The organism is Klebsiella sp. F11 (assembly GCF_056712265.1).
Map to the genome: position 1 here is coordinate 709,842 of NZ_CM160060.1, position 21,181 is coordinate 731,022.

Sequence of the window (21,181 nt, forward strand, 5' to 3'; positions counted from 1 at the left end):
GACTCAGAGTGGGTAATAATTTGATGCAGGCGGATCTTTCCGTTTGGGGTATGTATCATCATGCCGATATTGTCGTTAAGGTCGTGATGATCGGCCTGATTCTGGCGTCGATAGTCACATGGGCTATCTTCTTCGGCAAGGGTGCGGAAATCCTCTCCAGCAAGCGCCGCCTCAAGCGCGAACAGCACCTTCTCGGCGAAGCGCGCTCCCTCGATCAGGCCAGCGATATCGCCAACGCTTTCCATCCTAAAAGCCTGAGCTCACAGCTTATCAACGAAGCGCAGAACGAGCTCGAGCTCTCGGCTGGCGTCGAAGATAACGAAGGTATTAAAGAACGTACCGGTTTCCGCCTTGAGCGCCGCGTGGCGTTTGTCGGTCGCTATATGGGCCGCGGTAACGGCTACCTGGCGACCATCGGCGCCATCTCCCCGTTCGTCGGCCTGTTCGGTACCGTCTGGGGCATCATGAACAGCTTCATCGGCATCGCGCAGACGCAAACCACCAACCTCGCGGTTGTCGCCCCGGGCATCGCGGAAGCGCTGCTGGCAACGGCAATTGGCCTGTTTGCCGCTATCCCGGCGGTGGTTATCTATAACGTCTTCGCCCGCATGATCGGCAGCTACAAAGCCACTCTCGGCGACGTTGCTGCCCAGGTTCTGCTGCTGCAAAGCCGCGATTTGGACCTCAGCGCCAGCGGCACTACGCCGGTACGTACCGCGCAGAAATTACGAGTAGGTTGATGCTTTATGGCGATGCATTTTAACGAAAATCTCGATGATAACGGCGAAATGCACGATATTAACGTGACGCCGTTTATCGACGTCATGCTCGTGCTGCTGATTATCTTTATGGTGGCGGCCCCGCTGGCGACGGTTGATGTGAAGGTGAACCTGCCCGCGTCCTCCAGCCAGCCGCAGCCGCGTCCGGAAAAGCCGATCTACCTGTCGGTGAAGGCGGATAAAACCATGTTCCTCGGCAACGATCCGGTTACCGAAGAGACGATGGTTAATGCGCTGAATACGCTGACCGAAGGTAAAAAAGACACCACCGTCTTCTTCCGCGCCGATAAAACCGTGGACTACGAGACGATGATGAAGGTCATGGATACCCTGCATCAGGCGGGCTATCTGAAGATTGGTCTGGTGGGCGAAGAGACCGTTAAAGCGCAGTAGCCCTCACCGACATCTCTCCCCAGGCTGGCCTTGCGCCAGCCTTTTTTACGTCTGCCGATCCGCTGCGCCGACGGGATGTTGCATTCAGGCTGGCGGGTTGCGATATAATGCCGCTCATTTTTTTAACTTACAGGGTCTTATGGAACGTTTTCTGGAAAATGCCATGTACGCCTCACGCTGGCTGCTGGCACCGGTTTATTTTGGTCTCTCTTTGGGGCTGGTGGCGCTGTCGATCAAATTTTTTCAGGAGATTCTCCACATCCTGCCGCAGATCTTCAGCGTAGGGGAGTCGGACCTGATCCTGACCCTGCTGTCGCTGGTGGATATGACGCTGGTCGGCGGCCTGCTGGTGATGGTGATGTTCTCGGGGTATGAAAACTTTGTCTCTCAGCTGGATATCAACGAGGGCAAAGAGAAGCTCAGCTGGCTGGGGAAAATGGATGCCACCTCGCTGAAAAATAAAGTGGCAGCCGCCATCGTCGCTATCTCCTCCATCCACCTGCTGCGGGTGTTTATGGACGCGAAGAACGTGCCGGACAATAAGCTGATGTGGTACGTCATTATCCACCTGACCTTTGTGCTGTCGGCGTTTGTGATGGGCTATCTCGATCGCCTGACCAAAGTTAAGCACTGATTCCTGACTGCCCGGCGGCGTTTAGCTACCGGGCCAGCGGTTTACTTATCCGACGAAGCCTGCCACAAATTGAGCTGACCATCCGCCACGTGCTGGTCGATCTGCGTCAGCTCTTCGGCGCTGAACGTCAGGTTTTCCAGCGCCTGGACGTTCTCTTCCAGCTGCTGCGGACGGCTGGCGCCAATCAGTACCGAGGTCACCCGGTTATCCTTCAGCAGCCAGCTCAGGGCCATTTGCGCCATGCTCTGACCGCGGTCGTGCGCCATCTCCTGCAGCAGGCGCAGGCTCCGGACGTTCGACTCGCTGAGCATCGTTTCCGTCAGGCCGCGATCTCGCTTCCCTTCATAGAACATCCGCGAACCTTCCGGGATCTGCTGAAGATACTTGCCGGTCAGCAGGCCCTGCGCCAGCGGCGTAAAGGCGATACAGCCGACGCCATTCTCCTCGAGGGTATCCAACAGTCCGCTGCTGTCGACCCAGCGGTTAAGCAGGTTATAGGAGGGCTGATGGATCAGCAGCGGAATTTTCCACTCGCGCAGGAGCGCCGCCATCTGCTGCGTGCGTTCCGGCGAATAGGAGGAGATGCCGACGTACAGGGCCTTACCGCTCTGCACCGCCTGCGCCAGCGCGGCGGCGGTCTCCTCCATCGGCGTGTTCTCATCCACGCGATGGGAATAGAAAATATCGACGTAATCCAGCCCCATGCGCTGCAGGCTCTGGTCGAGGCTGGCCAGCAGATATTTACGCGAACTGCCGGATCCATAGGGCCCCGGCCACATGGAATAGCCGGCTTTGGTCGAGATAATGAGTTCGTCACGGTGGGCGGCAAACTCCTCGCGCAGCAGGCGGCCGAAGTTTTCCTCGGCGCTGCCGGGCGGCGGCCCGTAGTTATTGGCCAGGTCAAAATGGGTAATGCCCAGATCGAAGGCCTTGCGAAGCAGGGCGCGCTGGTCATCGAGGGCATTACCGTGGCTAAAGTTGTGCCACAGGCCCAGCGATAGCGCGGGCAGCTGCAGGCCGCTTTTGCCGCAGTAGCGATACTGCATCCGATCGTAGCGGCCAGGGTTAGCGAACCAGGACATGCTCTCTCCTTTTTAATTTAAAACGACGTTCTACTTTATACGCTAAACCGCTGAGCAGGCGTTTGCTGGATCACACTGCGCGAGATTTCTGGCATCCCGGCGAGCTTATGCTTTGCTTAAAGGGCCTTCACTTACGGAGAACATGCGATGACGCGACTGACGGCCAAAGATTTTCCGCAGCAGCTGCTCGAGTACTATGACTACTATGCCCACGGCAAAATCAGCAAACGCGAATTTCTCCAGCTGGCGGGGAAATATACGGTGGGCGGAATGACCGCGCTGGCGCTGTTTAACCTGCTGAAACCCAACTATGCCCTTGCGGAACAGGTGGCGTTTACCGACCCGGATATCCGCGCGGAGTATATTCACTACCCCTCTCCCGACGGGCATGGCGAAGTGCGCGCTTACCAGGTAACGCCGACGAAGATGACCGGCAAAGCCGCGGCGGTGGTAGTGGTGCACGAGAACCGCGGCCTCAACCCCTATATTGAAGACGTTGCCCGGCGGGTGGCGAAGGCGGGCTATATCGCCCTGGCGCCGGACGGCCTGAGCTCCGTCGGCGGCTATCCCGGCAACGATGATGAGGGGCGGGAGCTGCAGCAGAAAGTCGATCCCGTGAAGCTGATGAACGACTTTTTTGCCGCGGTGGCGTTTATGGCGAAGCATCCGCAGGCGACGGGAAAAGTCGGCATCACCGGCTTTTGCTACGGCGGGGGCGTCTGCAACGCCGCCGCGGTGGCGATCCCCGAACTGGCCTGCGCGGTGCCGTTCTACGGCCGGCAGCCGCCGCTCAACGAGGTCGACAAGATTCAGGCGCCGCTGCTGCTGCACTACGCCGGCCTTGATAGCGGCATCAACCAGGGCTGGCCGACCTACGAAGAGGCGCTGAAAGCGCAGCATAAGATCTATGAGGCCTATATTTATCAGGGGGTTAATCACGGCTTCCATAATGACTCTACGCCGCGCTACGACCGGGCCGCCGCGGAGCTGGCGTGGCGGAGAACTCTCGCCTGGTTCGGGAAGTATTTGCGCTAGCGCGATCGGCTGAAATAGCGCTACCCCTTGCTTAAAAAATCGCTATATAATTTTGTATATAACGATTGGGGGGAAAGCGATGGATAACCATTTTGGTAAAGGTTTAATGGCCGGGCTACAGGCGGCTCAGGCTGACAGCGCCAGCAGCGCCGCGAATTTCTGTGCCGACTATATGCGCGGGTTTGTGCTTGGCTATTCTCAGCGGATGTTTGAAAAGACCGGCGATCGCCAGCTTAGCGCGTGGGAGGCGGGGGTACTGACCCGTCGCTACGGCCTGGACCGGAACATGGTTATGGATTTCTTTAAGGAGGGGAGCTCCTGCACCGCGATGCGCTACTTTATGGCGGGATACCGCCTGGAGCGCTAATAGCCGAAGGCCGAAGCCTTCGGCTGGGGGGCTTATGCCTGGCGCTTGTCTTCGGTCTGGGTATCGAAGTCGCTGGCGCTGTGGCGCTCGTGAAGCTGTTCGTTAAGCGGGCCGTTGGTGCGGTTAACGATCCGTCCGCGCTGAACCGCCGGACGGCTGCCTACATCCTGCGCCCAGCGCAGAACGTTTTTATAGCTCCCGGCGTCGAGGAATTCGGCGGCGTTGTAGACGCCACCGAGTACCACGTTGCCGTACCACGGCCAGATAGCCATATCGGCGATGGTGTACTCTTCACCGGCTACGTAGCGGCTGCGGGCGAGCTGTTTGTCCAGCACGTCGAGCTGGCGCTTGGCTTCCATGGTGAAGCGGTCGATAGCGTACTCGATTTTCACCGGCGCGTAGTTGAAGAAGTGGCCAAAACCGCCGCCGAGGAACGGCGCCGCGCCCTGCAGCCAGAACAGCCAGTTCAGCGTCTCGGTGCGTCCGGCCGGATCTTTGGGCAGGAAGAAACCGAACTTCTCCGCGAGATAAAGCAGAATGCTGCCGGACTCGAACACGCGCGTTGGCGGCGTGGTTGAGCGATCGCTCAGGGCAGGGATTTTTGAGTTCGGGTTCACCGCAACGAAGCCGCTTGAGAACTGATCGCCTTCGCCGATCCGAATCAGCCAGGCGTCATACTCCGCGTCGCTCACGCCCAGCGCCAGCAGCTCTTCCAGCAGGATCGTCACCTTCTGGCCGTTAGGCGTTCCCAGGGAATAAAGCTGTAGCGGATGCGAGCCGACCGGCAGCTCTTGTTCATGGGTTGCGCCGGAGACAGGACGGTTGATGTTGGCGAACGCGCCGCCGTTGTTCTGCTTCCATTCCCACACTTTCGGGGGTTGGTAGTTATTCTCTGACATGCTGCTCTGCCTTTGTAGTGAGGTGTTCAGGGAGTGTAGCAGGTGGCGTATTAAGGATTTAACAGTGTGAGGCTTATTCACCCGCTGCCGATATTCCCGGACGGCTTCCCCGGCCGCGTTACGCTCGCCGGGGCAACGCCCTAAATCAGGCCATTATCCGCGCGGCCCAGACGCTGATATCGTCGCCGCTGCCGAGATCCGCCTGCACCAGCCCGTTGACCATAAAGGTCGGCGAGACGTGGATACCGTTCTGGCGCGCATATTTGCTGTGCCATTTGATCTCCGCCTGCAGCTCCGGGCGGGCGAAGGCGTCGGACAGTAAAACGTGGCTGTAGCGCTCGATACGCTCGACGATTTGCTGCGGCGTGGCGTTCATATTCGGCCCGCTGCAGTGGTCGGTAAATTCAAACTCTTCGCGATGATCGGCCACCGCTTTAAGCACTTTATGCGCCTGCTCTCTGCCGTGCGGCAGGGTGGAGGCCGCCAGAATGCAGCGCACGATAACCCCCGAGAACATATGCCAGGGCTGGGACTGCAGGCGAATTTTGATGGTCACGTTATCCGCGCCGACCTCGTCGAGCAGGTCGTCGAGCTTATTGAATGCGCGTACCGAATACGGGCAGGTTGGCTCCAGAAAAACCTCAAAAGTACGCGGACCATGTCCCCAGACCAGCGGTTGTGCTTGCAGATGCGGTTGTGTGCTCATAATCAACTCCTGACGTTAATTCGCGATTTGTTGTTATATCTGAGATAAACGATATCACTTTTGCCCTGCGGCGCAGGGTTATTTTCCGTAAGGGCACAATTCGCAAACCGAATGAGTGGTATCATTATTCCACCTCTGTCTGGTAAGTGCCTGCGGCAGGATAAGAAGAGGGAGTTTTGTTCCGCCAACTGCCCGGGCTGCATTAATTTGAGGTCAGGCTAATGAGCAAAGGATCGACAAGCAGCGATGCCCCTTTTGGTACATTGTTAGGCTACGCGCCGGGCGGCGTGGCAATCTATTCATCGAACTACAGCAGCTTAAATCCGCAAGACTATCCGGATGACGCCACGTTCCGCAGCTATATCAACAACGAGTATATGGGGCACAAATGGCAGTGCGTCGAGTTCGCGCGCCGCTTCCTGTTTCTCACCTACGGTTTTGTCTTCACCGACGTCGGCATGGCGTATGAAATCTTCTCCCTGCGCTTTCTGCGCGAGGTGGTTAACGACAATATCCTGCCGCTGCAGGCCTTTGCTAACGGCTCGCGTCGTCCGCCGATGGCGGGCTCTCTGCTGGTCTGGCAGAAGGGCGGCGAGTTCAAGCATACCGGCCACGTGGCGGTGATTACCCAACTGGTGGGGAATAAGGTCAGGATCGCCGAGCAAAACGTTATCCACAGGCCGCTGCCGCAGGGCCAGCAGTGGACGCGTGAGCTAACCCTCGAGGTGAAGGAGGGCGTCTATACCCTGAAAGATACCTTTGCGGATACCCAAATCCTCGGCTGGATGATCCAGACCGCCGATACCGAGCACAGCCTGCCGCAGCCGATGCTGCCGGGCGAGGCGATGGCCATTCGCGGCGCCCGCCTGCCGAACAACGGGCAGTTTCGCGGCAAGTGGCTGAACGAGAAAGATACGCTGCAAAAAGCCTACGTCGACGCCAACGGCCACTTTATTAACGCTGACCCTTACCAGTATTTCACCATTACCGAAAGCGCCGAGCAGGAGCTGATCAAGGCGACCAACGAGCTGCATTTGATGTACCTGCACGCCACCGATAAGGTGATGAAAGACGACAGCCTGCTGGCGCTGTTTGATATCCCAAAAATTCTCTGGCCGCGCCTGCGCCTCTCCTGGCAGCGGCGTCGCCACCATATGATTACCGGCCGCATGGATTTCTGCATGGACGATCGCGGGCTGAAGGTCTATGAATACAATGCCGACTCCGCCTCGTGTCATACCGAAGGCGGGCTGATCCTCGAACAGTGGCTGAAGCAGGGCTACTACGGCAGCGGGCATAACCCGGCGGAAGATCTGCTGGATGAGCTGGCGGGGGCGTGGAAGCACAGCCGGGCGCGGCCTTTTGTGCACATCATGCAGGATAAGGATCTGGAGGAGAACTATCACGCGCTGTTTATCCAGCGCTCGCTCACCCAGGCCGGCTTCGACAGCAAGATCCTCTTTGGCCTCGACGAGCTGCGCTGGGATGCCGCCGGGCAGCTGATTGACGGCGACGGGCGGCTGGTTAACTGCGTCTGGAAAACCTGGGCATGGGAAACCGCCATCGAGCAGGTACGCGAGGTCAGCGCCGACGAGTACGCCGCCGTGCCGATCCGCACCGGCCATCCGCAAAATGAGGTGCGGCTGATTGACGTTCTGCTGCGCCCCGAAGTGCTGGTATTCGAACCGCTGTGGACGGTGATCCCCGGCAACAAGGCGATTCTGCCGGTGCTGTGGTCGCTGTTCCCGAATCATCGCTATCTGCTGGATACCGATTTTGTCGTTAACGACGATCTGGCGAAAACCGGCTATGCGATTAAGCCCATCTCCGGGCGCTGCGGGAACAACATCGATCTGATAAGCCCCGACGACGAGGTGCTGGATAAGACCAGCGGGCGGTTTGTCGATCGCAAAAATATTTACCAGCAGCTGTGGTGCCTGCCGAAAGTGGATGGTAAATACATCCAGGTGTGCACCTTTACCGTTGGCGGCAACTACGGCGGCACCTGCCTGCGCGGCGACGATTCGCTGGTGGTCAAAAAAGAGAGCGATATCGAACCGCTAATTGTGCTGAAAGACAACGATAGACGATAATCCCGGCGGCGCCGAATCGCACGGCCCGCAAAATCCCCGGCAGGCGTCGCGCTGCCGGGGTATTTTGGTACCAAATAGTTAACAAACCACAACAACAAGACAGACAGAAAAGGAAAATAATATGCACGATCGGCGACTCGCCGCCCGCGCGGGGGAACTCAAGCCCTCCGCCGTCCGCGAACTTCTCAAGCACAGTAAACTTCCCGGCGTTATTTCACTGGGCGGTGGGATCCCGGCTCCGGAGCTGTTTGATACCGAAGGCCTGAATCTGGCGGTGCAGCAGGCGATGGGCGGGCGCTTCAACGATGCGTTCCAGTACGGCTTGACCGAAGGCTACCCGCCGCTGCGTCAGGCCGTCAGCGAGCTGTGTCAGGCGCGCGGCGTTGCCTGCCCGGCAAGCCACGTCTATATCACCTCAGGCTCGCAGCAGTCGTTGGATATCGTCGCCCGTACGCTGCTCGATCCGGGCGATGCGATCGTCGTCGAGCGCCCGACCTATCTGGCCGCGCTGCAGGTGTTCCAGCTGGCGCAGGCGAATATCCTTAGCGTCGATACCGATGACGACGGCATGCTGGTGGAACAGCTGGCGGACCTGCTGGAGACAACGAAGGTGAAGGCCGTGTACCTGGTGCCAACCTTCGGCAACCCGGGCGGCAAAACCCTGAGCGCCGATCGCCGCCGTCGGGTGGTTGAGCTGGCGAAGCAGCATGATTTCGTGATTATCGAAGACGATCCCTACGGCGAAATCAGCTTTACCGACGAAGTTCGCCGTCCGCTGTATCAGTACGCGCAGGAGCTCGGTTGCGAAGACCAGGTGGTCTACACCTCGACGTTCTCCAAGATCCTCGCCCCGGGGATGCGCATTGGCTGGATCGTGATGCCGGACTGGCTGGCGCAGCAGACGGTGATCGTTAAGCAGGCGGCGGATCTCCACACCAACATGCTGTCGCAGGTGATTACCGCGGAATATCTGGCGATGAACCGCCTGGAGAGCCAGATCGCCCTGATTCGCGAAGACTATCGCAAGAAGTGCGTCGCGCTGGCCGATGCCCTTGAGAGCCAGCTTGGCGAGCATCTGGAGTTCAGCCGACCAAAAGGCGGCATGTTCCTGTGGGCGCGCTTCCGCTATCCGTTCGATACCATGGAATGGATGAAAAAGACCCTCGAAAACGGCGTGGTCTACGTGCCGGGCGAAGCGTTCTATAACGATAATCCGGACACCCGCACCCTGCGCCTCTCCTACTCAACGGTGTCGGAAGCGGGTCTGCTGACCGCCGTCGAACGCCTGGCAAAGTCGCTGTAATTACCGCGCTTTTACTCCGCGTCGCCAGACGGCGCGGAGCCTTCACGCTTTTCCGCACAACGATGAGCCGTAGCCTGGTTGAATGACGCCTGCTGGAACAGCCCGTAGCGCTTCATGACGAGCGCATACGGGCATGTAAAATAAGAGAAGAGAACTGCGCGCTGGAGGTTAATCCTGCTCGCTGATGCGATCGTCGAGCCAGATCAGCATTAATGAAGAGAGAAAAGCAACTGCCGCTGTGCCAATAAATAGCAACATAAGAAATACCTCAGAGGTTTTTAATTATTTTTCTAATTTTACCGGTGAGTGGGTGCTTTTGTCGGAGATGGTGATTTTGGTGGTGTGCTGGGATGTCGCGAGGGTGAAAAAATCGTCGGCATCAATATCAAAGTTAAGAACAATTTCCCTGTATTTTCCGCAGTTAATTAATTCTTTGGCTTCTTTCATACTACCGGCTGTAATAGTAGGCATGGTTTTATCTCGTTTGAAAAACTGATAAGCAAAATAAGAGCTTGTGCGTATCAGATCAACTACTTTTTATGGTAACAGCAGCCATTGCCAACGGTTATGCAAGCGAACTCCCTGATTTTTTGCAACATAATTTCTGTTTCACCTTTACGCATCGCGTAACGTTTCGTCGATCCCGCCGGGTGCTGCGCAACTCATCGGCGGGGCGACGTTTAAGATGAAATTGGTGCCGTCCCGGCCTCCGGCGGACGCCCGCGGGAATGTGGGCGTTCGGGTCATCAGGTCGGCAGGCCTTCGACGAGGGTAATCATCGCTTCGGCAACTTCCGCTCGCGCCGCCCTGGCCTGCTGATACTCGGCGGAGTGGTAGCAGGCCAGGGCGCTTTCCATATCGGCAAACTCAATCAGCACGTGTTTGGCGAAGGGCTGGCCCTCGAGGGTTTGCGCCTGGCCGCCGCGGGCAACAAAGCGCGCGTTATAGCGGCTAAAGGCCGCCGGCGCTAAATCCATATAGCGTTGATACTGCTCCGGATCGTGAATATTCACGTGGGCAATCCAGTACGCTGCCATCGTCTACTCCTGTCGGGAAAGGATCTCTTTTGCCAGCAGCGAGGCTTCGCTGAGGTGATCAAAAACCGCCTGCTTTGCCAGCGGCGGATCGTTGCTGTCGATGGCGTGATAAATGCGCGACATCCGCTCAAAGCCGGCGACCTGGCGTTCGGGCGACGCCAGCGTTAGCGCGCGCAGGCGGCTGATTCGGCTATTGAGGCGCTGCACGATTTCCCACGCGATAGTGTGCTTCGCAACCTGAAACAGGGTCTCATAGAAGGCCTGAGAAGCCTCAACGCGTTTGATATCGTCATGCTCGCGCGAGGCCTGGGCAATTTGCTGCAGCTGCGCATACAGGCGAGCTTTATCCTCCGCATTTGCCAGCCTGGCGCAATCCCAGGCCGCCTCCTGCTCAAGCAGCATGCGAATGTTGTAAATCTGCTCGGCGCTCTCCCAATTGAGCACCGCAACGATCGGCCCTTTTTTGGGCAGGGTTTCGATCAGCCCCTCGGCTTCAAGATAGCGAATGACCTCCCTTACCACGCTGCGGCTGACGCCAAGCTGTTCGGTAAGCTGGCGCTCAACCAGCCGGTCGCCGGCTTTGAAATAGCCGGCGATAATCGCCTGACGGACCTTGGTCAGGGCCAGCTCGCGCAGCGTGACCGGTACGGTCTCAATTTTTAGCGAATGGTTATCAACCATCAAATCCCTCTGTGTTTATCGAATGAGTCAAAAGCGGCTACACGGCCCGCAGAGGAGAATCGTTTTACTATTAGCACCCTTTTGTTCGGTGACGCAATGCCCGCTCATGCAGGATAACCCCGCTTTTCCGTGGTCTGAAATGAGCAAAATTGCGCTGGCTCACAAATCTAAACTCTGCTGAATAAAAAAACATCTCCCGGCGAAAAATTAATTACTTTGTTGATTTTATTATTCTTTTGTTCGCCTCTCTCCGCCATCCCGAAGGCGAGCCGCGGGGGACGTATTTGCCAAATCGGTCAACGGTTCCCCTTGGCTAAACGCGAAGGTAATCACTGAGTTACTTCGTACCGCAGGCTGTCAGGGAGATGACAAAACCGCAAAATTAATCATACCGTATTATGGTATACCATATTTTGACAGCTTAATTTCGCCAATGCTATACCACTCCCGAAACATTTAATTAGCAATTCATTAACCATGTTGAGGAGAGTTTATGCATCCCGCGATTCGTAAAACGTTAGTCACAACGGAAACGGTCTATGTTGATGGAGGTAAAGCGGCGGCGAAACCGCTGGTGATGATTGCTGCCGCGGCGGTCATTCGCAACCCGTGGGCAGGGCAGGGTTTTGTCGATGACCTGACGCCGCAGATCCGTGAGTTTGCGCCGATTCTGGGCGAACTGCTGACCCGCCTGATTATCAACGAGACGGGCAGCGGCGAGAATATCGAAGCCTTTGGCAAGAGCGCGGTTGTCGGTCTCGACGGCGAGCTGGAACACGCCTCCGCGCTGATTCACACCCTGCATTTCGGTAATCATTACCGCAGCGCGGTGCAGAGCAAAAACTATCTGGCCTTCAACAATACGCGCGGTCCGGCTAACTCGGCGGTGCTCATCCCGATGATGCATAAAAACGACGAAGGCAGCCGCGAGCACTATCTGACGATGCAGTTCAATATCAGCGATGCGCCGCGCTATGACGAAATCCTGGTGGCCTTAGGCGCCGCAACCGGCGGCCGTCCGCATCACCGCATTGGCAACCGTTATTCCGACCTGAAAGAGTTAGGCCATGATGCGCAAAACCCAGCTGCTGTCTGACCGCCAGATGCGGGTCAGCTACCTGGAGGCGGGCGAAGGCAAGCCTCTGGTCCTGATTCACGGCGTCGGTATGAATGCGGCCTCGTGGTATCCGCAGATAGAGGCGCTAAGCCGTGATTTTCGGGTGATCGCCGTTGACATGCCGGGACACGGGAAGAGCGATGCGTTCCGTCAGCCCGTCACCCTGACGGACTATGTTGGCTGGCTATCCGATTTTCTTCACACCCAGCCGGAGGCGCGTTTTGCCGTTGCCGGGCACTCTATGGGGGCGCTGATTACCGCCGGGCTGGCAATCGATCATCCGCAGCAGATTAGCCATGCCGTGGTGATGAGCGGCGTTTATCGCCGCAATGAGGCCGCCAGCCGCGCGGTGCGGCAGCGCGCCAGTGAGCTGGCGGCGGGCGAAGCTCAGCTCGATTCGCCGCTCTCGCGCTGGTTTAGCGACGATGCGCGCGAGGCTCTTCTGCGCGAGCAGGTCGGGGGCTGGCTGGCCGAAGTCAATCCGCAGGGCTACGCCGCGGCCTATCAGGCCTTCGCCGACGGCGACCGGCTGTACGCCGATCGCTGGCAGGAGATGCGCTGTCCGGTGCTGGTGCTCACCGGCGAGCTGGACGCTAACTCCAGCCCGCAAATGGTGCGGGAGATGGCCGCCGCGGCGCCGCAGGGGCAGGCGGTGATCGTGGCCGGCGCGCGGCATATGGTCAGCCTGACCGATGCCCGACGGGTAAATCATGAAATGCTGAGCTTTTTGCAGTACGACCCCGCGTCACAGGGCAACAGAACCGAAACGGCAGGACTTTCTTATGCAAACAGATAAACGTAGACAGCTTCGCGACGCGTTTGGCGCCTTCATGACCGGCGTCACCGTGGTGACCAGCCGCGATAAAAGCGGCGAACCCATTGGCTTCACCGCTAACTCATTCTCATCGGTCTCGCTGGATCCGGCCCTGCTGCTGGTCAGCATCGATAAGCGTTCGGCAAATTACGCCAACTTTACCGAGTGCCGTTTTTTTGCCATTAACATTCTTGCCGAGCAGCAGCAGGAGACTTCCAATATCTTTGCGCAGAAGGTCGACGATCGCTTTGGGGCGATCGACTGGCGCGCCAGCGAAAACGGTACGCCGCTGATTGATGACTGTTCCGCATGGTTTGACTGCGCGCTGGAGCAGGTGGTGGACGCTGGCGACCACGCCATTTTAATTGGCAGGGTCGAGGACTTTGACTCGACCGGTACGGCCGGCCTGGGCTACTACCGCGGCGCATATTTCACGCCGTACCACAACGCGCAAGCGCTAATTAACCGGCTCAGCGTTGAGGTCAGCGCGCTGATTGAGCTCAAGGGCCGGGCGGTGATGGTCGGGCATGAGGGCAGCTATCGTTTGCCGACCCGCAGCGTCGCAAAGGGCAGCGTCAGCGATACCCTCAACGCGCTAATCAGCGAACTGGGCGTTCACGCCAGTCCGGGGTTTGTCTACTCGGTTTATGAAGATCGCCAGAACAACAAGCAGCATATTGTCTTCCTGTGCGCGCTGCCGACCGAGGCGGAAGGCGAGCTGCCGGTGCTGCAAAACGCGCAGTGGTTCGATCTGGAAAAAATCGCCGCGCTGCCGGTTAGTGACTCGGCGCTGAAATCGCTGATGAACCGCTTTGTTCGGGAAAATGCCGTCGGTAATTACAGCATTTATTACGGCGACGAGCTCAACGGCCTGGTCAAACAATTCGCCAGCTGAACCTAATCTGGAGCCTCTGATGAAACTCTCATTATTTATCCATATGGAACGAATCTCGCCGGATGAGCCGCAGGATCGGCTCTACAGCGAGATGATGACGCTATGTGAAATGGCTGACCAGGCGGGAATGCACGCTATCTGGACCGGTGAGCACCACGGTATGAATTTCACGATTGCGCCGAATCCGTTTATCAACCTTGCCGATTTAGCCAACCGAACCAAAAACGTGCGCCTGGGTACCGGCACCATCGTTGCCCCGTTTAACCACCCGCTGCGGCTGGCCGGGGAAGCGGCGATGACCGATATAATTACCGGCGGTCGCCTGGAGCTGGGGATCGCTCGCGGCGCCTATAGCTACGAGTATGAGCGCATGATGCCCGGCCTCACCGCCTGGGAAGCCGGGCAGCGGATGCGCGAGCTGGTGCCGGCGGTGAAAAAACTGTGGGAGGGCGATTATGCTCATCAGGGGGAGTTCTGGCAGTTCCCGTCATCCACCTCTTCGCCGCAGCCGAAGCAGCAGCCGTATCCGCCGATCTGGATTGCCGCCCGCGACCCCAACAGCCATGAGTTTGCCGTGGCCAACGGCTGTAACGTGCAGGTGACGCCGCTGCACCAGGGTGAAGAGGAGATCGTCCGCCTCGCCGAGTGCTTCCACGAAACGCGCGCCCGCCTGGCGCCGGAAAAACCGCTGAAAATTATGCTGCTCCAGCACGGTTTTGTGGCGGAAGATGAAGCCGATGCCTGTCAGGCAGCGCGGGAGCTGAACCGCTTTTACAACTACTTTGGCGCCTGGTTTAAAAACGAGCGTCCGGTCAGCCAGGGACTTATTCAGCCGCTGAGCGAGGAGGAGATTGCGGCTAACGGCTACTACTCCGCGGAGGCGATGCGCAAAAATCTCGCTATCGGTATGCCAAACGAGGTGATTACCCGGCTGAAGAAGTATGAGGCGCTGGGTTATGACGAGTTTGCCCTGTGGATCGACAGCGGAATGCCGTTCGCGCGTAAGAAAGCCTCGTTGACCCGCTTTATCCAGCAGGTTATGCCCGAATTTCATTAACAGGTGCCGAGATGGAATCGTTCAAGCTCTATATTGATGGTCGTTTTGAATCTGGTGCCGCCAGCTTCGTATCGCTTAACCCGGCCACGGCGCAGCCGTGGGCAGAGATAGCCGAGGCGCGAAGCGACGAGGTGAACCGCGCGGTTGCCGCTGCGAAGCGCGCCTTTGAGGCCCCGGAGTGGCGCGGGCTGACCGCCAGCGCGCGGGGGAAGCTGCTGCTGAAGCTGGCGGATCTGGTGGAACAACATGCCGGAGAGCTGGCGCGGCTTGAAACCGCGGATACCGGGAAGATTATTCGCGAAACCCGCTCGCAGATCGCCTACGTCGCGGAGTACTACCGCTATTACGCCGGCCTGGCGGATAAGATGGAGGGACGGACGCTGGCCATCGATAAGGCGGACACCGAGAGCTGGACCCGGCGCGAGCCGGTAGGGGTGGTAGCGGCAATTATTCCGTGGAACAGCCAGCTGTTTTTGTCGGCGGTGAAAATCGGCCCGGCGCTGGCGGCGGGGTGCACCCTGGTGGTGAAAGCCGCGGAAAGCGCACCGGCGCCCCTGCTGGCCTTTGCTCGCCTGATCGCTGAGGCCGGCTTCCCGCCGGGAGTCTGCAACGTGATTACCGGATTTGCCGAGGAGTGCGGCACCGTGCTGACCACGCACCCTGACGTTGCCCATATCGCCTTCACCGGTGGGCCGGAAACGGCGCGCCATATCGTGCGTAATAGTGCGCGAAACCTCAGTAAAACCACGCTGGAGCTGGGGGGCAAATCGCCGTTTATCGTGTTTGACGATGCCGATCTGGATAGCGCCGCTAACGCCCAGGTGGCGGCGATTTTTGCCACATCGGGGCAGAGCTGCGTGGCCGGCTCGCGGCTGCTGGTTGCCGAAAGCGTGAAGGAACGGCTGCTCGAAAAGCTGGTGGTGCGCGTGGAGCGCATCGTTATCGGCGCTCCTGACGATGCGGCGACGCAGTTTGGTCCGCTATGCACCAAACGGCAAAAATCGCTCATTGAAGAGGTTGTTAATCGTTCTCTGGAGCAGGGCGCGCGCTGCATCGTCGGTAATTATTCCGTCGATTCCCCGGGCTATTACTTTCCGCCAACGATACTCGACTGCTCCTCCGTGCCGCAGGCCGAAAGCGTTGTTCGCGAGCTCTTTGGTCCGGTTCTCTCCGTCGTGACCTTTCGCGACGAAGCCGAGGCGATTCGCCTGGCTAACGCCACAGATTACGGCCTGGCGGCGGGGGTTTTCACCCGCGACCTGGCGCGAGCCCATCGCGCGACGCGCGACCTGCGCTGCGGCGTGGTGTGGATCAACACCTACCGGATGGTCTCCCCGCTGGCGCCCTTTGGCGGCTACGGCCTCTCCGGCCACGGTCGGGAAGGGGGAATGGAGGCGGCGCTGGAGTTCACCACCACCAAAACGGTATGGCTACGCACCAGCGATGAGCCTATCGACGACCCTTTTATCATGCGCTGAATCACGCTCGATCGGTATTCGTCGCGCTATGGCCGGCGCGACGGCAGCTGCCGTTGTCTCATGAAGAGCGCGCGGCCGCTGTCTTAATGGAATAACCCACCCAGCCTGTAGTCCACCGGGATCATGATGAGCCCAGGCCAGGTCATGCTCTTTTTTTAGTATCCGAACCCTACACATTAAATAAAAAATCCCCATTAGCGGAGGATCGAATGTCCCGGAGTCACGTAATTGAAAATAAGACGGTTGACTATGTGCCCGAGAACGAGCGGCATGGTCAGGCGCGCAGCCTGTTCACCCTGTGGTTCTGTACCAATATTGCCCCTCTGGCCGTGGTGACCGGAGCAATATCTGTCCAGACCTTCCATCTCAATATTCTGTCGGCCGTCAGCGCAATTGTTGCCGGCCATATGTTCGGGGGCGTATTTCTGGCCCTGACGTCGGCCCAGGGGCCGCGGGTGGGTATCCCGCAGATGGTCCAAAGCCGGGCCCAGTTTGGCCGCTACGGCTCGCTGCTGGTGGTGGCTTTTACCACCGCGATCTATCTGGGCTTTTTTATCTCTAACGTTACGCTGTCCGGCAAGGTCATCAATAACGTGATCCCCACGCTGCCGGTGACCAGCGCGACGGTTATTGGCGCCATTGCGGCGACGATTATCGGCGTGATTGGCTATCGTTTTATCCATCGCATTAATAAAATTGGCGCCTGGATCATGGGGATTGCGCTGGTGGCGGGGCTTGTCATCATGCTGCTGCAGCCGCTGCCCGCCAGCTTCTGGCATCGCGGCGCGTTTAGCCTCAGCGGATGGTTTGCGACCTTCTGCATCTGTGCGGTCTGGCAAATGAGCTTCTCACCCTATACCTCTGACTACTCGCGCTATTTACCCGCCGGTATCGGCGTCTTTAAACCATTTATCTGCACCTGGCTTGGCGCCTGCAGCGGCACCATTCTGGCGTTTATGGTCGGCGTGGTGGCCATCAATACGGTGGGCGGTGAAGGCGATGCGATGATGGCGGTGCGCCAGGCGACGGGTTGGCTGGGGCCGATTCTGATGGTGCTGTTTTTGTTGAATATTATCTGCCATAACTCGATGAATCTGTATGGATCTGTGCTATCGCTGATTACCGCCGTACAGACTTTTCGCCCGGAGTGGCGGCCGGATGCTCGGGTGCGAATGATTTTCTCGGCCATTGTTCTGGCGGGGGGCGTGCTGGTTTCCGTGGCGGCAGCGGCCAACTTTGTCGCCTTTTTCCTCAATCTGATTTGGGCGCTGATCGGCGTGCTGATCCCGTGGTGTGTGATCAATCTGCTCGATTTCTACGTTATCAACAAGCAGCGCTACGATATTGCGGCCATCTTTAGCGCGGACGGCGGGCGCTACGGTCTGGTGAACGGTCGCGCGCTGCTGATCTACTTTGCCGGGGTGCTGGTTCAGATCCCGTTTGTTGAAAACGCCTTTTTTACCGGACCCTGGGCGCACCTGATCCCCGGCGCCGATATTTCGTGGATGATAAGCCTGGTCCTGACCAGCGCGGCGTATCTGCGTTTTCATCGCCGGGACCCGTTGCCGTTGGAGATGCGTGAGCAGGAGCGCGTTACGCACGGTCTGTTGGATAACGGTTCCTGAAGGATGCGGCGCGGGCTGGATGCCCGCGCCTGTGCTGCCGCCGGTCTGTCGGCGGGCAGAGTGTTTACAGCAGGCCGGCCTTCTTCGCCGTACGGTCGACGGCGCGTTTGGTCTTTTCAACCAGCTCGTCCAGCTCGCTGCGTCCGGCGATCAGCGCCGGCGCCATGATCATCCGCCCCAGCGTCGAGCGAATAATCACCCCCTCCTCAAAACCGATGGTCCGGCAGCGCCAGGCCAGCTCGTTCTCATTGGCGAAGCGTCGGCGGGTGCTTTTATCTTCCGCGAACTGCAGGGCGGCGACGAGGCCGGCGCCCTGAACTTCGCCGATCAGCGGGTGATTGTCGAACACCTCGCGCAGCGTTTTCTGCAGATACGGGCCGGTGTTATCGCGCACGTTGGTGACGTGGTTTTCATCGCGCAGCGCCTTCAGGTTGGCAATCGCCACGGCGGCGGCAACGGGGTGGCCGGAGTAGGTCAGGCCGTGGGCGAAGACGCCGCCTTTTTCAACCAGCACTTCCGCCATGCGTTTGCTCAGCACCAGGCCGCCCATCGGCACGTAGCCGGAGGTCAGCCCTTTGGCGATGGACAGCGTATCCGGCTCGAAGCCGAAGTACTGATGCGCGAACCACTCGCCGGTTCGGCCAAAGCCGCCAATAACCTCATCGGCGCACAGCAGGACATCGTACTTCCGACAAATGCGCTGGATCTCAGGCCAGTAGCTTTCCGGCGGGAAAATCATCCCGCCCGCGCCCTGGAACGGCTCGGCGATAAAACCGGCCACGTTTTCCGCGCCCAGCTCGAGGATTTTCTCTTCAAGCTGACCGGCGCAGCGCAGGCCAAACTCGTGCGGCGTCAGGCTGCCGCCGTGCATGTACCAGTAGGGCTCATCGATATGGGCCACGTCGGGGATCATGCCGCCCATGCTGTGCATCGCCTTCATCCCGCCCAGCGCGGTGGCGGCCAGGGTTGAGCCGTGATAGCCGTTCCAGCGGCCAATCATCACCTTCTTCTGCGGCTTGTCGAGGATCTGCCAGTAGCGGCGAACGGTGCGGATCAGCACTTCGTTCGATTCAGAACCCGAGTTGGTGTAAATCGCATGGCTGTAGTGCGGCGGCAGCAGGCTGAACAGCAGCTCGGAGAGCTCGATCACCGTCGGGTGGGTGGTATGGAAGAACATATTGTAATACGGCAGCTTAGCGAACTGCGCCGCCGCCGCATCCGCCAGATCCTGGCGGCTGTAGCCGAGCTGGGTGCACCACAGGCCGGACATGCCGTCGAGATACTTGTTGCCGTCGTTATCCCAAAGGTACAGGCCCTCCCCGCGTACCATTACGCGAGGCCCCTCGGCGTTCAGCGCCTTTTGGTCGAGAAAGGCGTGGATATGGTGCGCGGCATCCGCGCTTTGATAATCCGTGGTGCTGCGCTGCGGGTTATTCGGGGTAGTCATCTTCTCTCTCCTGTAAGGGGAATCTAAAAATGCGCAAGCTGCCGGGTGCTAGCGAAACTGGAACCAGGTCGTTTTGCGGCTGGTGAACTTATCAAAGGCGTGCAGCGACAGGTCGCGGCCAAAACCAGACTGCTTATTGCCGCCAAACGGCACGGTGACGTCCAGCGCGTCAACGGTATTCACCGATACGGTACCGGCGTTAAGTCGTCCGGCAACGCGATGGGCGCGGTGGAGATCGTCGGTCCACAGCGAGGCGGCGAGGGCGTAAATATGCTGATTGGCCAGGGTGACGGCCTGCTGCTCGTCATCAAAAGGCATTACGGCAAGCACCGGGCCGAAAATCTCCTCCTGCCACAGGGCGGCGTCGGTATTCGAGGCTTCAATCAGCGTCGGTTCCACGTAGTTCGCGACGCCGTCGATCTCGATATCGCGGCCGCCGATGAGTACCCAGGCGCCGGCGCGTTCGGCCGCGCGGATGGCGCTGATGACTTTTTGCGCATGCGCCGCGCTGACCATCGCGCCCATTTTGGCCTCAGGATCGAAGGGGTGAGCCGGCGCCCATGCCCGCATTTTTTCCTGCAGCTTCGCGATAAATTCGGCGTAAATCGTCCGCTCAACCAGCAGGCGAGAGTTAGCCGAGCAGACTTCGCCTTGGTTGAAGCAGATGCCGAAAGCCGCTTTCTCGGCGGCGAGGTCGAGATCCTGACAGTCGGCGAAGACGATATTGGCGCTTTTGCCGCCGCACTCCAGCCAGACCTGCTTGAGGTTGGACTGCGCGGAGTAGGCCATAAAGGCTTTGCCGACGGCGGTAGAGCCGGTGAAGGTGATGGTATCGACGTCGTTATGCAGGCCTAAGGCGCTGCCGGCTTCGGTACCCAGGCCGGTGACGACGTTCAGCACGCCCGCCGGGAGGCCCGCCTCAAGCGCCAGCTCCGCGAGGCGCAGCGCCGAAAACGGCGAATTCTCGGAGGGCTTGAGGATCACGCTATTACCGGCCGCCAGCGCCGGGCCAAGCTTCCATGAGGCGAGGTCGAGCGGGAAGTTCCACGGCACGATGGCCGCCACGACGCCGATTGCTTCGCGGGTGATTGTCGCCAGAGAGCCCTTTTTCGCAGGCGCCACCTCATCGTAAATTTTATCCACGCTTTCGGCGTACCACGCGAAAACGTGCGCCGCCCCGGGGACGTCGACGTTCAGCGCGTCGTTGACCGGTTTGCCCATGCTCGCGCTCTCCAGCAGCGCCAGCTCTTCGCGATGCTCGAGGATCAGCGCCGATAGCCGCAGCAGAACGCTCTTGCGCTCCTGCGCGGAGAGCCCCGACCAGATGCCTGAGTCAAAGGCCCTACGGGAGGATTGCACTGCGATAGCAATATCTTCTGCCTGAAGCGCCGTGACCTCGGCGAGCACCGCGTTGGACGCGGGGTTGATCGCCGGGAAAACGCGGCGGCTTTTGGCGAGGTAGGGGTGGCCATCGACAATGGCATGGCTGATAAAGCGCTGCTCCTGCAGCCTGCTCTGCCAATAGTTTCTGTCAGTCATAAGCCTCTCCGTTACTGTGTTGCGTAATTGTTATTTATTTGTTGCCGTTAATTCATGATGCCGGAGGGGGGAGGAGTGAGAAAGGACTAAAAATTTAGGTAACCTCCATAAAAAACTTTGTTAGCCCGGCAAAGAGCCGCCGGCGCGATGATTTCTGCGATGGCGCTTTATGTGACGCTGCTCAAAAGAATTCGTTGCCT

The 21,181-nt window shown here is 58.8% G+C and carries 21 protein-coding genes; 13 read left to right on the top strand and 8 right to left on the bottom strand.

All coding sequences use genetic code 11. The features are described from left to right. Nucleotides 1–8: 8 nt before the first annotated feature. The 3 genes from exbB (at nucleotide 9) to AC1M2H_RS03600 (ending at nucleotide 1,806) form a co-directional block, all read left to right on the top strand. A complete protein-coding gene (exbB, locus tag AC1M2H_RS03590; protein WP_480150320.1) occupies nucleotides 9–740 on the top strand; it encodes a tol-pal system-associated acyl-CoA thioesterase in 732 nt (243 codons plus the stop codon). A 6-nt stretch (nucleotides 741–746) separates the two neighbouring features. Beyond that, nucleotides 747–1,172: a TonB system transport protein ExbD gene (gene exbD, locus AC1M2H_RS03595; RefSeq protein ID WP_480150321.1), complete on the top strand. Its 426-nt coding sequence runs from the start codon at nucleotides 747–749 to the stop codon at nucleotides 1,170–1,172. Nucleotides 1,173–1,311: 139 nt separating this feature from the next. Beyond that, entirely contained in the window at nucleotides 1,312–1,806 is a 495-nt protein-coding gene (locus AC1M2H_RS03600) for a TIGR00645 family protein (protein WP_464415133.1), read from the top strand. 41 nt (nucleotides 1,807–1,847) lie between these two features. Here AC1M2H_RS03600 and mgrA read toward each other — a convergent pair whose 3' ends face one another. After that, nucleotides 1,848–2,888 (bottom strand): L-glyceraldehyde 3-phosphate reductase, encoded by a 1,041-nt coding sequence (mgrA, locus tag AC1M2H_RS03605; protein ID WP_480150322.1) that lies wholly within the window; start codon nucleotides 2,886–2,888, stop codon nucleotides 1,848–1,850. A 147-nt stretch (nucleotides 2,889–3,035) separates the two neighbouring features. On the opposite strand from mgrA, the gene yghX reads away from it, so the two are divergent. Both yghX and AC1M2H_RS03615 read left to right on the top strand, forming a co-directional pair. After that, nucleotides 3,036–3,923 (top strand): YghX family hydrolase, encoded by an 888-nt coding sequence (gene yghX / locus AC1M2H_RS03610; protein WP_480150323.1) that lies wholly within the window; start codon nucleotides 3,036–3,038, stop codon nucleotides 3,921–3,923. 79 nt (nucleotides 3,924–4,002) lie between these two features. Further along, entirely contained in the window at nucleotides 4,003–4,290 is a 288-nt protein-coding gene (locus AC1M2H_RS03615) for a DUF2623 family protein (protein ID WP_480150324.1), read from the top strand. Between the two features lie 32 nt (nucleotides 4,291–4,322). On the opposite strand, the gene yghU is transcribed toward AC1M2H_RS03615, so the two are convergent. Then, nucleotides 4,323–5,189 carry a glutathione-dependent disulfide-bond oxidoreductase gene (yghU, locus tag AC1M2H_RS03620; RefSeq protein ID WP_480150325.1) on the bottom strand — a complete coding sequence of 289 codons (867 nt, stop codon included), beginning with the start codon at nucleotides 5,187–5,189 and terminating at the stop codon, nucleotides 4,323–4,325. A gap of 145 nt (nucleotides 5,190–5,334) precedes the next feature. Next, the gene (locus tag AC1M2H_RS03625; protein ID WP_480150326.1) at nucleotides 5,335–5,895 is read right to left on the bottom strand and encodes a DsbA family protein; all 561 of its coding nucleotides are present in this window, start codon (nucleotides 5,893–5,895) and stop codon (nucleotides 5,335–5,337) included. 221 nt (nucleotides 5,896–6,116) lie between these two features. On the opposite strand from AC1M2H_RS03625, the gene gss reads away from it, so the two are divergent. Continuing rightward, a complete protein-coding gene (gene gss / locus AC1M2H_RS03630; RefSeq protein ID WP_480150327.1) occupies nucleotides 6,117–7,988 on the top strand; it encodes a bifunctional glutathionylspermidine amidase/synthase in 1,872 nt (623 codons plus the stop codon). A gap of 121 nt (nucleotides 7,989–8,109) precedes the next feature. Then, nucleotides 8,110–9,291, top strand: a complete 1,182-nt coding sequence (locus AC1M2H_RS03635; RefSeq protein WP_480150328.1) for an aminotransferase-like domain-containing protein — start codon at nucleotides 8,110–8,112, stop codon at nucleotides 9,289–9,291. Nucleotides 9,292–9,573: 282 nt separating this feature from the next. On the opposite strand, the gene AC1M2H_RS03640 is transcribed toward AC1M2H_RS03635, so the two are convergent. From AC1M2H_RS03640 to AC1M2H_RS03650, 3 genes are all read right to left on the bottom strand, one after another. Further along, nucleotides 9,574–9,762: a hypothetical protein gene (locus AC1M2H_RS03640; RefSeq protein WP_480150329.1), complete on the bottom strand. Its 189-nt coding sequence runs from the start codon at nucleotides 9,760–9,762 to the stop codon at nucleotides 9,574–9,576. A gap of 275 nt (nucleotides 9,763–10,037) precedes the next feature. Continuing rightward, nucleotides 10,038–10,328 (bottom strand): DUF1330 domain-containing protein, encoded by a 291-nt coding sequence (locus AC1M2H_RS03645; protein WP_480150330.1) that lies wholly within the window; start codon nucleotides 10,326–10,328, stop codon nucleotides 10,038–10,040. A 3-nt stretch (nucleotides 10,329–10,331) separates the two neighbouring features. Beyond that, nucleotides 10,332–11,009 (bottom strand): GntR family transcriptional regulator, encoded by a 678-nt coding sequence (locus AC1M2H_RS03650; protein WP_480150331.1) that lies wholly within the window; start codon nucleotides 11,007–11,009, stop codon nucleotides 10,332–10,334. Nucleotides 11,010–11,502: 493 nt separating this feature from the next. Here AC1M2H_RS03650 and AC1M2H_RS03655 point away from each other — a divergent pair, with 493 nt between their 5' ends. The 6 genes from AC1M2H_RS03655 to AC1M2H_RS03680 all read left to right on the top strand — a co-directional run bounded on the left by AC1M2H_RS03655 (nucleotide 11,503) and on the right by AC1M2H_RS03680 (nucleotide 17,995). Further along, nucleotides 11,503–12,105, top strand: a complete 603-nt coding sequence (locus tag AC1M2H_RS03655) for an amino acid synthesis family protein (RefSeq protein ID WP_480150332.1) — start codon at nucleotides 11,503–11,505, stop codon at nucleotides 12,103–12,105. After that, nucleotides 12,077–12,922, top strand: coding sequence for an alpha/beta fold hydrolase (locus tag AC1M2H_RS03660; protein WP_480150333.1), 846 nt, complete (start codon nucleotides 12,077–12,079; stop codon nucleotides 12,920–12,922). The genes AC1M2H_RS03655 and AC1M2H_RS03660 overlap by 29 nt, the downstream gene beginning before the upstream one ends. After that, a complete protein-coding gene (locus tag AC1M2H_RS03665; protein WP_480150334.1) occupies nucleotides 12,909–13,835 on the top strand; it encodes a flavin reductase family protein in 927 nt (308 codons plus the stop codon). The genes AC1M2H_RS03660 and AC1M2H_RS03665 overlap by 14 nt, the downstream gene beginning before the upstream one ends. Nucleotides 13,836–13,854: 19 nt before the next feature. Beyond that, on the top strand, nucleotides 13,855–14,892 hold the full coding sequence (locus AC1M2H_RS03670) for an LLM class flavin-dependent oxidoreductase (protein WP_480150335.1): 1,038 nt from the start codon (nucleotides 13,855–13,857) through the stop codon (nucleotides 14,890–14,892). Between the two features lie 11 nt (nucleotides 14,893–14,903). After that, nucleotides 14,904–16,370 (top strand): aldehyde dehydrogenase, encoded by a 1,467-nt coding sequence (locus tag AC1M2H_RS03675; protein ID WP_480150336.1) that lies wholly within the window; start codon nucleotides 14,904–14,906, stop codon nucleotides 16,368–16,370. A gap of 251 nt (nucleotides 16,371–16,621) precedes the next feature. Continuing rightward, entirely contained in the window at nucleotides 16,622–17,995 is a 1,374-nt protein-coding gene (locus tag AC1M2H_RS03680; RefSeq protein ID WP_480152309.1) for a purine-cytosine permease family protein, read from the top strand. Between the two features lie 64 nt (nucleotides 17,996–18,059). On the opposite strand, the gene AC1M2H_RS03685 is transcribed toward AC1M2H_RS03680, so the two are convergent. Next, a complete protein-coding gene (locus AC1M2H_RS03685; protein WP_480150338.1) occupies nucleotides 18,060–19,442 on the bottom strand; it encodes an aspartate aminotransferase family protein in 1,383 nt (460 codons plus the stop codon). A gap of 48 nt (nucleotides 19,443–19,490) precedes the next feature. Then, nucleotides 19,491–20,981 (bottom strand): aldehyde dehydrogenase, encoded by a 1,491-nt coding sequence (locus AC1M2H_RS03690; protein WP_480150339.1) that lies wholly within the window; start codon nucleotides 20,979–20,981, stop codon nucleotides 19,491–19,493. Nucleotides 20,982–21,181: the final 200 nt, after the last annotated feature.